Below are 14,314 nucleotides of genomic sequence, written 5' to 3' on the forward strand. Positions count from 1 at the left end.
CTATATAATGCGTAAGAACACCGCTTTTGCTTTTTATCTCGCTGCCGCAGCCACCGCTTTGATAGTTGTTGGCTGTACAGCAAAAACACAAGATCCAGCGTTCGAAAAAGCGCAACAACTGCCAAATCACTCTCAAAGTAGTTTTGCCCAATACATCAATGACACTAAGCAATGGCTCGCGCAAAACCGACTATTTATCACCAATAATAAGGCCGCTGAGTTAGAGCTTGTCGCTCCGAAAGAGTATCGACCAGCAAAGCCTAATGGTCAGGGCGTGTTGCTCGTGCATGGATTGGGGGACTCACCCTATTCGTTCACCGACATTGCCACTCATTTATCTGAGCAGGGGTATTTAGTCAGAACGATATTGCTACCCGGTCACGCAAGTAAAGTCGGCGATCTCCAACTTCCAACGCTTGAAGACTGGCAAAACGTAGTACATCACCATATTGAGCTACTGAAAAAAGATACTGATTCGGTGTGGCTAGGCGGTTATTCGACCGGAGCAAACCTTGTAACTTCAGAAGCTCTGGACGATGATTCGATCAATGGTCTACTGCTGTTCTCTCCAGCACTGCAACCAAATTCAAGTGCCGTTCAATTCGCTGGCTTAGCGAGCCACTTTGTCACTTGGGCAGATCAAGATCCTGAAGATAACCCGCTACGCTATAACTCATTACCAATGAGTGCTGCCGCCGTCTATTACCAGACGTCGGAAGTGGTCCAACAGCAACTTGAGCATGCTAAGTATGACAAACCGGTGTTTATGTTATTGAGCGAAGGTGACAAAGTCATCAGCACACAATATGCGATTGATACCTTCTCTCATACTATGATGAACCCAAATAGCCATCTGGTCTGGCAGGGCGAACATAAGTTAAGTGATGCGCGCTCAACTCAATTCACCATGAAACTGCCAGAGCAACGCATCTCTAACGGTTCGCATATGGGATTGCTGTTCTCGCCAAACAACCCAAACTATGGTGTTCATGGTACAAACTTGATTTGCAGTAACGGCCAAGCAGCAGAGGCTCAGTGCACCAATCGAGACGATCTTTGGTTCTCAGCTTGGGGCTACATCGAGCCCAATAAAGTTCATGCTCGATTGACCTACAACCCCTACTTTCAACAAAGCATGGCATTGATGGATAAAGTCATGAAACCGAACTCTTAACCCAAATCTCTTATAGACTCCAAATAGTAAAACGCCCAGCATTGCTGGGCGTTTTTGTTTTATTTATCGATTGGGAAAAGCTTACTTTCAAACACCGTCGCGTAAATCGGAATGTCTTTAAGTTTATTGATATCCACTTTATACGGGTCTTGCTCAAGGATGGTAAAGTTGGCTTTTTTACCTACCTCAATACTGCCTAGCGTATCTTCCATACCCCATGAGTAAGCTGCTTCAATCGTAATACCGCGTAACGCAGCGTCAAGAGATAAAGCTAAGTCAGGTCGTAGAACTTTGCCTTCGTTGGTTTGGCGAGTCACCGCGCTCCAAGCAAGAAGTAGCGGATCAGATGGTGCCATTGGCATATCTGAGTGTAGTGATACTGGGATACCTTCTTTCTCAATCGTTGCTAAGCGAACCATAGCATGCGCTCGCTCTTCACCAAGACCTACTTCGCCGAAACGCTGACCAAATCCGGTAACGTAGTATGGATTCACACTGATGATTGCGCCCAGCTCTTTCAACTGTTTGACTTGCTCATCAGTCGAGTTAGCAAAGTGAACAATAGTAAAGCGATGATCTTCTCTTGGATACTCAGCTTGGCGACGCTTCATAATCTCAATCAGCTCTTCAACGCCTTTATCACCATTTACATGCACTAGTATTTGGTAATCTTTTTCCCAGAATGCCTTAGTGATCGCTTCGACGTCTTCTGGAGTTTGAATCCATTCGCCATGGTGACCATCTAGGTAGCCATCTTTCATTTTCATCAACTGAGAGATGATTGCGCCATCAAATAGGATTTTTATTTGCTTATCAAAGTAACGCACCTTACCCTCTTCAGGCAGTGTCTTAGTCACTTCTTCAACCGCTTTAACCACGCCCTCTTTACCTTTCATCAAGAACGGAGTTTTACTTTCCGGAGTAAAGAACGAGTACATCGGTGTCGAATCAGCGCCCAAAATTCGCAAATAAGTATCGATCATTTCAGGTGGGATAAATGCGCCCGGCTCATTGTAAGCCGTTACACCTTTCTGATGTAGCATCTCAACCATCTGATTCAAACCAAACTCAAAACGTTCCTTATTACCCAAGTCAGTATAAATACGAGGTAAGAGATAAATCAGTGCGCCACCTTCCCAGAAGTGACCCCCAGCCAGATCCGATTGAGCTTTAACTTCTTCGCCTTGTTTATCGATATCCGCTTGATTCAGCCCGTATTTATCTACAAACGCACTGTTGACGTAAAATTCGTGCGCAGAGCGATGCCAAACCGCGATTGGACGCGTCTCTGAGATGGTATCTAAGATCGCTCGGTTTAACTCACCGTGGAAAAAGTTATTGTAGCCCCACGTCCAAAGCACCTCATTGTCATTAGGCATCTCTGCTTCAACCGCTTTTAATGCGCTCAAGTACGCTTCATGACCCGTTACGGCTGGCCAAGTGCGACTAGGTAGTTGCCACTCTTCTGGTGCAATTACTGGCATGCTTAGTGTCAACGCCCCTAAAAACGGGTGCAGATGCTGCTCAATAAAGCCCGGCATAACAACGCGATCACCAAGATCGACCACCTCTACATTAGGGTATAACTGCTTAGCCTTATCTTTATTGCCGACAAACTCAATGGTACCGTTTTCATCGGCGAACACTGCTTCAGCTCTTGGCTGTTCGTCATTCATAGTAATCATTGTCGAACTGACATAAAGCGTCCCTGCCGCTGGCTCAGCTTGGGTAGTCGGGTCGACTTTTTCAGCTTGGCCACACGCCGCAAGTAATGTCGATATGCCAATCATCGATGCCGCTACTAACGTCTTTTTCATCTTAAACTGTTTCATTTGTTCTCTCTTCGTCTTCAGGCATTAAACTGCCTTGCTCCAATAAAGCGCCTTAAATAACCTCTGCTAGGCGAATCAAACTACTATTACCCCATAATTGATATGCAATTAATGTAGGACATTTCTTCAACCTTACTTTGTATCAAATATGAGAATACTTACTTTAGGAACAGGCTAACGTGACCCCAGCTGAAAAGGCTTATTTAAGTAATGAGTGAATATATGTTGCAGATACTTAAACGCTTTGTTATTTAGTTAAATGTAAACATAACACCTATAACAACAAAGGATTGACAGATGAGTAATGGTCAACGAGATATAACCCTTCGCTTTCTAGCTGAGCCCGGAGATGTAAACTTTGGCGGTAAGGTCCACGGCGGCGCCGTAATGAAATGGATCGATTTAGCCGCTTATGCCAATGCAGCCGCTTGGAGTGGCAAATATTGTATTACCGCGTATGCAGGTGGTATTCGATTTGTGCAACCGATCCATGTGGGTAACTTGGTCGAAGTAAGTGCCAAAGTCATCTACACAGGTAAAAGCTCAATGCACATCGCGATTGATGTTCAAGCGAGCGATCCTAAAGAGCTTAAAAACCGCCTAACTACTCACTGTATTGTGATTATGGTTGCGGTCGATGAGAATGGTAAACCTACTGAAGTCCCTGAATGGGTACCTGAAACACAAGAAGATATTGAGCTTCGTGATTCTGCTATTCGTCTAATGAACATGCGTAAACAGATTGGCGAAGAGATGGAAGCGCATGTGAAATATCTAAAATAGCTTCGCTACATTAATCTTGCAAAATAGAGGGGCCTCCCCTCTATTTTTGTCAGCATTCTGCAAAGCCACCTCTCTGTCATCTTTCTTTCATCTTCGTTTGCTTAAATTCGCCGGCAAAGTCATAAAAATGAAGGAATATTGCTTGAGCCTTGGTGAAACTACCCTCAGTGAATCAACTCTCTCAAACCTGAAAGCCGTCGAGTACCAATGGGTAAGAACCATGTATGTCGAAGGGTATGCCGATCAAGAGATCAACCACTACATCCAAACCTGCTTTGGAGGCGACGCCGTATTTGCCGATCTGTTTCGTAAAGTCGCACTCTCTCAAGAAAGTATCTACGTTCTGCTTCGCCACCTAGGTTGCGCCCCGTCTAGCCGCGAGCTTTAACTTAGACAACGTGCACAGCACCGCAACTTAGTGCAAAAGGTTGCATCATTTCAATAAGTAACCGTATGCGTGTCGCACCAATTTAGACAGACAGTGGTGCTGTTTGTCTCACTTCTTATACTCAAACAACTGGCTACAGGCATAAAAAAACCCGGGACAAACCGGGTTTTGGTTACAAAAACTGTTAGTAGTGAAATAGTAAGGAATCTAGCTAACAGCCAGCTATGCGTAACGCCAGAACTGCACTTTTCTTAACTGATCGGCGGCCAAACCAAGAGTGTTAAGTAAAGTACATGTGGGCGGCCATAAGGTCGCCCTTATTGTTCTTATTAGCCTTTCACACCACCAGCCGTCAATCCTCCGACTAACCAGCGCTGTGCAAGTAAGAATACAACTGTAATAGGCAATGCAGAAAGAACTGCTGCTGCTGCAAAATCACCCCAAAGATAATTCTGAGGATATAGATACTGCTGCATACCTACTGCTAATGTATATGAGTTTACATCAGAAAGTAGTAGAGATGCCACTGGAACTTCACCCACCACACCGATGAATGACAGAATGAACACTACCGCTAGGATAGGTACGGACAGGGGTAACAGTACTAATTTAAAGGCCTGCCAAGGGGTTGCGCCATCCAGAGCCGCCGCTTCTTCTAACGAACTATCGATAGTTTCAAAGTAGCCTTTAATTGTCCAAACATGCAAAGCGATGCCTCCTAGGTAAGAGAAAATTAAGCCGCCATGCGTATTCAAACCTAGGAATGGAATGTACTGTCCCAACTTATCAAATAGGGCATAAAGTGCCACTAACGCCAATACTGCAGGGAACATCTGGAAGATCATCATCGCTTTTAGGATGGTGTTCTTACCTTTGAAGCGCATACGAGCAAACGCATAAGCTGAAGTCGTCGACAGAGCAACAATCAAAATCGACGTGATACCTGCCACTTTGACTGAGTTCCACAACCATGTAAGCACTGGGAACGGTGGTGGCGTTACCGAACCATCCGCATTTGTGACCGAGAAGCCAAGAGCTAGCTTCCAGTGCTCCAGTGATGGATTGTCTGGGATAATACTGCCCGTTGCGAAGTTACCCTCACGGAATGAGATCGCGATAATCATCAATAATGGGAAGATGATTGACGCTAGGAACAACCACATCACAATATGCGTTGCCCATACACGGTATTTAAGTGATTTACCTTGTACCATTGCCATTGGAAACTCTCCTTAATCCTGAGACAACTTGGTGAAACGTAGGTTGATAAGCGCAAGCGCACCAACAAGCAGGAAGATAAGTGTCGCAATCGCACTTGCCAAGCCGAAGTCTTGGCCGCCAGCACCTTCAAACGCAATGCGGTAGGTGTAGCTTACCAATAGGTCGGTGTAACCTGCCGGCTCAGACGTCCCAATCATATTTGGACCACCTTGGGTCAATAGCTGAATCAGTACGAAGTTGTTGAAGTTAAATGCGAAGGCAGCAATCAATAATGGCGTTAGCGGTTTGATCATCAGCGGCATAGTGATCTTGCGGAAATTATCTATAAAGTTTGCCCCATCAATCGCTGACGCTTCATACAAGTCTTCAGGAATCGCTTTTAGTAAGCCCATACATAGAATCATCATGTAAGGGAAACCAAGCCAAACGTTAACGATAAGCACCATGGTTTTAGCCAGGATAGGCTCAGAGAACCAAGCTGGGCTAATGCCAAACAGTGACTCTAGCACCATATTGATCTCACCAAAGCTTTGGTTGAACAAACCTTTAAAGATCAAAATGGAAATGAACGCAGGAACCGCATAAGGAAGAATCAGTAGTACGCGGTAGATCGCACGACCTTTCAGCTCTTCCCACTGCACGACACTTGCGAGTACCAAGCCAATCACAACCGTTAAGCCCACGGTCAGAGCAGAGAAAACCACCGTCCAAATAAAGATACTTACAAACGGTTCTTTGATACCTTCATCTTTCCACACACGTTCAAAGTTATGCGTGCCGATATCGACAATAAAACCTGGTGAAACCGTAGACCCTGTAAACTGACCATTGTCATCAACTGGTTGATAGAAGCCCACATCCATATTTGGCTTCAGCAGTTCACCGGTACGGTTGTTGTGAAGTGATATGCCATCTTCTTGCAAAGTATACAGTGGAACCACTGCGGCAAATTTACGTAGGCCACTCATACGGATGTCTTCACCCGATGGCAAGTGCAGATCAATAGCCCCCAGTGCGACTTTGTTTTTGATGATGGTTTTGATTTTTTCTTTATCACCAGCAACAGAGTCTACTTGGTTCAAGTCCATATCCGTTGCCGTGGTCGATTCAAGATCAAAGGCTTGAGTCGCAAACAGTTGATCGCCTTTTTTAATTGCTAAACGGTGACCATCGTCAGTTTTGTAAAGGGTAAACGGGTAGCTGTCGCCACTTTGATAAGTGCGATCCATTAAGACGGTTTGCGCGCGCTCATAAGAAAGTTGGTTTTTCGCACTGTAGTTTGTGAAGGCAAGACCAACGGTATACGCCAAAGGGAACAGGATAAACAGGATCATACCTGCAATACCTGGATAAATATAACGGTGGGCGTAAGTCTTTTTACTACCGAAAATGAATAATGCGAGTGCGGTTAAAATCAGGGTAAGTAGGGCAAATGCCAACTCACCACGAGAATACATTAGAATAGTCGCGTAACCATTAAGAATACCGATAGAGCCGAGCAGCCCCCACTTAATGAACACTTTCTTACTAGATGGCAAGCTCGCTGTTTGAGATGTCATAACATCTGTACCTTGAACTGACTGCATAAAAGAACCTGCTAACGATGATAGTACTTAGAAACGAAGGAGGGGTTGCCCCCTCCTTAAAAGTGAGGAAAAAATTATTTAGTCATCTGTTTTTCAGCGTCAGCTAGAGCAGCATCCACTGTTTGGCGACCATCAACGATGTTGATGATTGCATTTTTCGCGCTACCCCAGAAAGCGTTCATCTGAGGGATGTTTGGCATGATTTCGCCGTTCATTGCGTTATCCATTGTCGCTGCAATGCGTTTGTCCGCATCTAGCTCACGTTGGAATGAGTTAAGCGCTACCGCACCTAGAGGCTTGTCGTTGTTTACTTTACGTAGGCCGTCATTAGTCAGTAGGTAGTTCTCAATGAACTCAACCGCTAGATCTTTGTTTGGTGATGCTGTGCTGATACCCGCTGTCAGTACGCCAACGAAAGGCTTAGAAGATTGACCATTAAACTTAGGCAGTGTCGTTACGCCGTAGTTGATGCCAGACTTCTCGATGTTGCCCCATGCCCAAGGACCGTTGATCGTCATCGCTGTCTTACCTTGGTTAAACGCAGACTCAGATACTGAGTAGTCCATATCTGAAGAGATTACGCCTTTATCAACCAAACCTTTTACAAAGTTCATTGCGTCTTTAACGCCGTCAGCTGCGATGCCAGCGTCTTTTACGTCATAGCCAGCTGAGCCATATTTAAATGCATAACCACCGTCAGCAGCCATTAGAGGCCATGTGAAGTACGGTTCTTTCAGGTTCCACATGATTGCAGACTTGCCATCCGCTTTTAGCTTGGCATCCATCGCTGCAACTTCTTCCCAGCTTTTCGGTGGGTTAGGAACAAGATCTTTGTTGTAGATAAGTGATAGAGATTCAACCGCAATTGGGTAACCAATCGTCTTACCATTGTATTTCACTGCATCCCAAGCAAAATCAACAATGCCTTCTTTTAGCTCTTGTGAAGGGTTAACTTCAGCAAGTAGACCCGCTTCTGCGTAACCACCGAAACGGTCGTGTGCCCAGAAAACAATATCAGGACCATCACCCGTAGCCGCTGTTTGTGGGAATTTGTCTTGAAGCGCATCAGGGTGAGCAACTGTCACTTTAATACCTGTGTCTTCTTCAAATTGTTTACCTACTTCTGCAAGTCCGTTGTAGCCTTTATCGCCATTAATCCAGATCGTAAGTTGACCTTCTTCGATAGCAGCATTTGCACCAAATGAGCCAAGAGCAACAAGTGTTCCGAGCGCGACTGTGCTTAGGGCGTTTTTCATGTTCATATCCTTTTTATATTTGTGTTGTAGGGTTCAACCGGTGGTTTCGCCTTATTTCATCGCTTATTTTCAGCCAAACTGACAAATGACTCATCCTCCTACTCCCTACGCCCTAGCTATTATGTACTATTTTCGTGATCCTCATCGTGACGGGTTAGCGATTGGAGTCACAAAACCGACCCCGAATGTGATTAACTTCACTTAGATTGCGTGATTTTTTTTGAGCTGAGTCTCTCTACTCTATCTACTCCTCCGTTCTGCTCCTCCCTAACTACTCCCCCTTTAAATAATTTAGCTAGGAGGATGTCGCGCAACGCCTATATGAGCAAAATACAGCTATCCAAGAGTGGATGGTAAGAACCCTTTCCAGTATTACCCGTTTTAAGGTAACTGGTTACAATGCCGCAGGGTTTGCACAGAGACATTGAGCGACGTAGGTAATTAGGTGACTGATTCTTTCGGGGGAGAAGCTCAATGGACACGGGGGAAAGCAAACCTGAATTTGGCTTGGTGGGTTTTGAAACAGTTCTTCACCCATATTTTCTTACTGTTTGGTAGAATCCAATCTCTTATCAAATTCCTACTATTATTGCCGCCAATACAATTCATATAATGAAGGGCAGTAAAATAACATCGATCGAGGGCGAGCTAGATGGCGAGTGTCACGTTAAAAAATGTATGTAAAGCATATGGCGACGTACTAATTTCTAAAAATGTAGATTTAGATATCCAGGAAGGTGAGTTTGTTGTCTTCGTCGGTCCATCAGGTTGTGGTAAGTCTACCCTATTGCGCTGTATTGCAGGTTTAGAAGATATTACTTCGGGCGAGCTATACATCGGCAATGAGCGCATGAATGATGTTGAGCCTTCTAAACGCGGGGTTGGCATGGTATTCCAATCGTACGCGCTATACCCACACCTAAACCTATACGACAACATGTCATTTGGCCTTAAACTGGCGAAAGCTGACAAGAAAGAGGTCGATCAACGCGTCGAACATGCCGCTGAAATTCTTCAATTAAGCCACCTTTTAGAGCGTCAGCCTAAAGCCTTGTCTGGTGGTCAGCGTCAACGTGTTGCGATCGGTCGTACACTGGTATCACAACCAAATGTATTCCTACTCGATGAGCCGCTTTCTAACCTAGATGCAGCGCTTCGTGTACAAATGCGCTCTGAGATCACTAAGCTGCAACGCAAACTTGGCTGCACCATGATCTACGTAACCCACGATCAGGTCGAAGCGATGACCATGGCCGATAAAATTGTGGTTCTAGATGCTGGTTTCGTTTCACAAGTGGGCAAGCCGCTTGAGCTTTACCACTACCCACAAAACCGCTTTGTGGCTGGCTTTATTGGTTCGCCAAAGATGAACTTTATGAGCGTCTTCATTGAAGCTGTCGAAAAAGAACGCGTAATGGTTCAGTTAGCCAATGGCACGACTTTCTGGATTCCAGTGGATGGTACTACGGTTACCGCAGGTGAGCGTATGTCTCTTGGTGTTCGCCCTGAGCACCTGCTGCCAGCGAACGAAGGCGATGCAACCATTGAAGGTGAAGTGAACATCGTTGAGAAGCTAGGTAACGAAACTCAAGTTTACATGCACATTGATGCCGCTGATGCAGACATGATTTACCGCCAACCTGATACGCTCGCGGTTGAAGCGGGTGACAAGCTATCTGTTGGCATCCCGGCTCACCGTTGTCACCTCTTCCACAGTGACGGCAAAGCATGTCGTAGACTGTTTAAAGAAGCAGGTCTCGATAGCGAGTAACCTGATATCCCATTACAAAAAAGCCCCTTTCAACGGGGCTTTTTTTATTTCTCATCAAAATGACGTGTCACCCCTACCGGGCGCTTGCCGTCACAGGCCCCTTTTTCTAAATCATACAGCGGGCTACTTCCATGCAAGCTCCAGCGGTGATCTTCTCTGGCCAACTTACGATACTGCGACGGTGTAACACCAATATAGGTCTGAAACGTCTCGTAGAAGCGACTGCTAGAGTTAAAGCCAACGGTAAGTGCGATATCTAAAATGGTTCTATCAGTATCACTGAGCAACGCTCTGGCGTGGTTGATCCTCATCGCGGTAATGTACTGCTTGATGGTCATCTGCATGGTGCGCTGAAACACGTTCATCGCATAGTTGGCATGCAGACCAACATACTCTGCTATCGCTTTTGTAGTCAGCGGCATATTGTGATGTGTCGCGATGTACTCAAGCATTTGACTGACGTAAAACTGAGAATGTTTGGATACGCCCTTTTTGGTGGTTTTATCCGCCCGTGCGGCGACCAATTGTTTCCAACCGTCGAGGCAAACTCGTCGCAGCATTAAACCAATTTCGTCTACTGCGAGTTGCTGGCGGCCATCGATATTGTCATTGATTTCCTTCGCCCACCTTGCCAGCTCAAATTCACTCACCAACGCCTTAGATTTTGACTGAAGAACACAGCCATGGGTGATTTGATTAACGAGTTCTCGACTTAAAGGCCAAGACATAAATTGGTGAATGGGAATATTAATGATGCCCATATTATGACTCGTGCCAGGGTTAGTTAGACGATGCGGCACTGAAGCCCAAAAAAGACCAATCGCGCCACTTTCGATCACCACAGGCGAGCCGTTGATTATGTATTCAACGTCATCGCCAAATGGGATGTTTACCTCCACTTGCCCATGCCAATGGTAACCCGGCATGGAATGGGGCGCTCGAATCTCTACATCAATCTTTTCATAGGATGAATACAAAGAGAGTGGACTGACTAATACGTTTTCATCTGAGTACTCATTGCGAGTCACGATATAAGTGGTATCCGTTGCGCTGTTTGTCATTATCTGTTCCATCCCGAGCCAATAAAGTACTTGTAACAAATCTTTCCTGATAATACGCAGAGGCTGATCATATCAATCCATACTGATTACAACGCCAATTCCACCCAATCATTTTGCTTATCAATGAGTTACCTATCCCTCCCGTTTTATCATCAATGAATCCCAAAAACTAAGATTTTTCCAACACCAAATAGAAATATTAGGAAATAGGAGATTGCCGTTTTGAAGTGAGACGAATCGGTACTGGTCACACAGGTAATGTGTACTCATCCAAGCAAATACGTGATAGATGAGGAACCAACCAATGAACAGCCCTAAGATCACTTTTATCGGTGCAGGCTCAACCATTTTTGTCAAAAACATCCTTGGCGATGTGTTTCACAAGCCAGCTCTAAAAAACGCGCATATCGCCTTAATGGACATTGATGGAACTCGACTTGAAGAGTCCCATCTTGTGGTCAGCAAGCTGATGCAATCTTCTGGCGCGACAGGAACCATTAGTTGCCACTTAGAGCAAAAAGAAGCCCTGAAGAATGCCGACTTTGTGGTTATCGCCTTCCAAATTGGCGGCTATGAACCTTGTACCGTCACCGATTTTGATGTGTGTAAGAAACACGGCTTAGAACAAACCATTGCTGATACGCTCGGACCAGGTGGCATTATGCGCTCCCTACGCACTATTCCTCACCTGTGGCAGGTTTGTGAAGATATGAGTGAAGTGTGCCCAAATGCGACCATGCTCAACTACGTAAACCCAATGGCGATGAACACTTGGGCGATGTATGAGAAGTACCCAAATATCAAACAAGTCGGTTTGTGCCATTCTGTTCAAGGGACTGCCGAAGAACTGGCTCGCGATCTTGATCTCGACTACCAAGACTTACGCTATACCTGCGCTGGCATCAACCATATGGCCTACTACCTGACCCTAGAGAAGAAAAATGGCCAAGGCGAGTATGTCGATATTTATCCTGATCTCCTCGCGGCATTTGAAAGCGGTCAAGCGCCTAAACCCGGCCTGCACCACAATGGCCGTTGTACCAACCTAGTCAGATACGAAATGTTTAAGAAGCTCGGCTATTTCGTCACTGAATCTTCTGAACATTTCTCGGAATACACCCCATATTTTATTAAGCCAAATCGCCCAGATTTAATTGAACGGTATAAAGTACCGTTGGATGAGTATCCAAAGCGCTGCGTAGAGCAAATCGCTGATTGGAAACAAGATTTAGAAGCGTTTAAGGATGCAGATCAAATCACGGTCAAAGAGTCCCACGAATACGCCAGTACCATTATGAACTCGATTTGGACAGGAACGCCGAGTGTTATCTACGGTAACGTCAAAAATGAAGCTCTGATCGATAACCTTCCACATGGGTGCTGTGTTGAAGTTGCTTGTCTTGTTGATGCTAACGGCATTCAACCGGTTAAAGCGGGCCGACTACCTAATCATCTAGCCGCTCTGATGCAAACCAACATCAATGTACAAACGCTACTGACAGAAGCCATCCTGACTGAAAATCGAGAGCGTATTTACCACGCAGCCATGTTAGATCCACACACGGCAGCCGTGTTGGGAATAGAGGAGATTTACGCTCTGGTCGACGATTTGATCCAAGCGCACCAAGGTTGGTTACCAGACTGGGTTTATCAACAAGCTTAATTTCAAATAACAACAAGCTTTCTAATAACAATATAACGTGAACAATATACGCCTCCTTAATTAGGGGGCGTAAGGAGCACCCATGAGCATTTCAATGAACACCAAGCTGAGTTACGGCTTTGGGGCATTTGGTAAAGATTTTGCGATTACCATTGTCTATATGTATTTGATGTTTTACTACACGGACGTGGTTGGCATTTCAGCCGCCACTGTCGGTACTATTTTCCTCGTCGCACGTATCTGGGATGCAGTGAACGACCCGATAATGGGCTGGATTGTCAATAACACGCGCAGTCGTTGGGGTAAGTTTAAGCCTTGGATTCTGATTGGTACGATTGCCAACTCTGTTGTCCTCTTCATGCTATTTAGCGCTCACCATATCGAAGGCCCTTGGCTTATCGCATACGCCGCGGTCACTTACATCTTATGGGGAATGACTTACACCTTAATGGATATCCCTTTCTGGTCTTTAGTCCCGACGTTAACGTTAGATAAACGTGAACGTGAAGACCTTGTTCCCTACCCTAGATTCTTCGCGAGCCTCGCCTGGCTTGTTACGGCGGCCATCGCCATGCCGTTCGTTAACTACGTCGGAGGTGATGACAAAGGCTACGGCTTCCAAGTCTTCACATTACTGCTTATCGCCTGCTTTGTTGTCTCTACCTACATCACATTAAGAAACGTCAAAGAGCGTTACTCAACCAACCAGCTTGATACCAGCCAACCAGAAGAGCGCGTCTCGCTGAAATCACTACTCAAGCTTATCTACAAGAATGACCAACTGACCAGCGTCCTTTGCATGGCTCTGTCTTACAACCTCGCTACCAATATCATTACTGCTTTTGCTGTTTATTACTTTACTTACGTCGTTGGCAATGAAGACTTGTTCCCTTACTACATGGCCTATGCTGGTATTGCTAACCTAATCACTCTTGTACTGTTCCCCAAACTGGCACAAATGTTCTCTCGCCGCGTGTTGTGGGCATGTGCATCAAGCTTACCGATTCTGGGCAGCGCAGTACTTATCTATGTCGGCATGTATGACAAACAAAGTATTCTGCTTATTTCAACAGCGGGTGTGTTACTGCAAATCGGTACCGCGCTGTTCTGGGTACTGAACGTCATTATGGTGGCGGACACGGTGGACTACGGCGAATTCAAACTCGGTCAACGCTGCGAAAGTATCGCCTATTCTGTTCAAACTCTGGTGGTGAAAGCGGGCTCTGCCTTCGCTGCATTCTTCATTGGCATTGCCTTAACAGCAGTCGACTACGTACCGAATGTCGAGCAAAGCCCTGACACCGTGTTCGGCATGCAATGCATTATGGTCGGCCTACCGGCTATCTTCTTCGCAATTGCATTAGTGGTTTACTTCCGCTTCTACAAGCTAAACGGCCAGTTCCATCAAAATATTCAAGATCATCTGACAGAAAAGTATCAACACATTGGCGATAGCAACTCCCCTGTGAGCAGCGAGCCAAAACCTGCAAGCGCAGCACAAGCAACTTAATCAACTACGGGCATCTCGCCCGTAGCTTTTTATAAAAATTACCGAGACGCTGCTTAGCATTCCTACAAA

At 45.5% G+C, this 14,314-nt stretch carries 11 protein-coding genes; 6 read left to right on the top strand and 5 right to left on the bottom strand.

The genetic code is table 11. The features are described 5' to 3' along the window. Positions 1–7: 7 nt before the first annotated feature. On the top strand, positions 8–1,174 hold the full coding sequence (locus tag ELS82_RS13430) for an alpha/beta hydrolase (RefSeq protein WP_134835920.1): 1,167 nt from the start codon (positions 8–10) through the stop codon (positions 1,172–1,174). Between the two features lie 59 nt (positions 1,175–1,233). Here the strand turns inward: ELS82_RS13430 and ELS82_RS13435 are convergent, their stop codons facing one another. Continuing rightward, positions 1,234–3,006, bottom strand: a complete 1,773-nt coding sequence (locus ELS82_RS13435) for an amidohydrolase (RefSeq protein ID WP_208733173.1) — start codon at positions 3,004–3,006, stop codon at positions 1,234–1,236. Between the two features lie 297 nt (positions 3,007–3,303). On the opposite strand from ELS82_RS13435, the gene ELS82_RS13440 reads away from it, so the two are divergent. After that, positions 3,304–3,789, top strand: a complete 486-nt coding sequence (locus ELS82_RS13440; RefSeq protein ID WP_053440813.1) for an acyl-CoA thioesterase — start codon at positions 3,304–3,306, stop codon at positions 3,787–3,789. A gap of 142 nt (positions 3,790–3,931) precedes the next feature. Continuing rightward, positions 3,932–4,177 carry a hypothetical protein gene (locus ELS82_RS13445; RefSeq protein ID WP_053440814.1) on the top strand — a complete coding sequence of 82 codons (246 nt, stop codon included), beginning with the start codon at positions 3,932–3,934 and terminating at the stop codon, positions 4,175–4,177. Positions 4,178–4,506: 329 nt separating this feature from the next. Here ELS82_RS13445 and malG read toward each other — a convergent pair whose 3' ends face one another. The 3 genes from malG to malE form a co-directional block, all read right to left on the bottom strand. Continuing rightward, complete coding sequence (gene malG / locus ELS82_RS13450; RefSeq protein WP_134835921.1) at positions 4,507–5,397, bottom strand: maltose ABC transporter permease MalG; 891 nt, start codon at positions 5,395–5,397, stop codon at positions 4,507–4,509. A 12-nt stretch (positions 5,398–5,409) separates the two neighbouring features. Beyond that, positions 5,410–6,984 (bottom strand): maltose ABC transporter permease MalF, encoded by a 1,575-nt coding sequence (malF, locus tag ELS82_RS13455; protein ID WP_134835922.1) that lies wholly within the window; start codon positions 6,982–6,984, stop codon positions 5,410–5,412. Positions 6,985–7,058: 74 nt separating this feature from the next. After that, positions 7,059–8,240 (bottom strand): maltose/maltodextrin ABC transporter substrate-binding protein MalE, encoded by a 1,182-nt coding sequence (gene malE, locus ELS82_RS13460; RefSeq protein ID WP_134835923.1) that lies wholly within the window; start codon positions 8,238–8,240, stop codon positions 7,059–7,061. Positions 8,241–8,892: 652 nt separating this feature from the next. Here malE and malK point away from each other — a divergent pair. After that, positions 8,893–10,011, top strand: coding sequence for a maltose/maltodextrin ABC transporter ATP-binding protein MalK (gene malK, locus ELS82_RS13465; protein ID WP_134835924.1), 1,119 nt, complete (start codon positions 8,893–8,895; stop codon positions 10,009–10,011). Between the two features lie 44 nt (positions 10,012–10,055). Here the strand turns inward: malK and melR are convergent, their stop codons facing one another. Then, on the bottom strand, positions 10,056–11,072 hold the full coding sequence (gene melR, locus ELS82_RS13470; protein ID WP_134835925.1) for a transcriptional regulator MelR: 1,017 nt from the start codon (positions 11,070–11,072) through the stop codon (positions 10,056–10,058). A gap of 304 nt (positions 11,073–11,376) precedes the next feature. Between melR and ELS82_RS13475 the strand changes: the two genes are divergently transcribed. Continuing rightward, positions 11,377–12,735: an alpha-glucosidase/alpha-galactosidase gene (locus tag ELS82_RS13475; RefSeq protein ID WP_134835926.1), complete on the top strand. Its 1,359-nt coding sequence runs from the start codon at positions 11,377–11,379 to the stop codon at positions 12,733–12,735. A gap of 82 nt (positions 12,736–12,817) precedes the next feature. Then, positions 12,818–14,245 carry a melibiose:sodium transporter MelB gene (gene melB / locus ELS82_RS13480; protein ID WP_134835927.1) on the top strand — a complete coding sequence of 476 codons (1,428 nt, stop codon included), beginning with the start codon at positions 12,818–12,820 and terminating at the stop codon, positions 14,243–14,245. Positions 14,246–14,314 lie beyond the last annotated feature (69 nt).

It is taken from the genome of Vibrio ouci (assembly GCF_004551525.1).
GTDB classification, from domain to species: domain Bacteria; phylum Pseudomonadota; class Gammaproteobacteria; order Enterobacterales; family Vibrionaceae; genus Vibrio; species Vibrio ouci.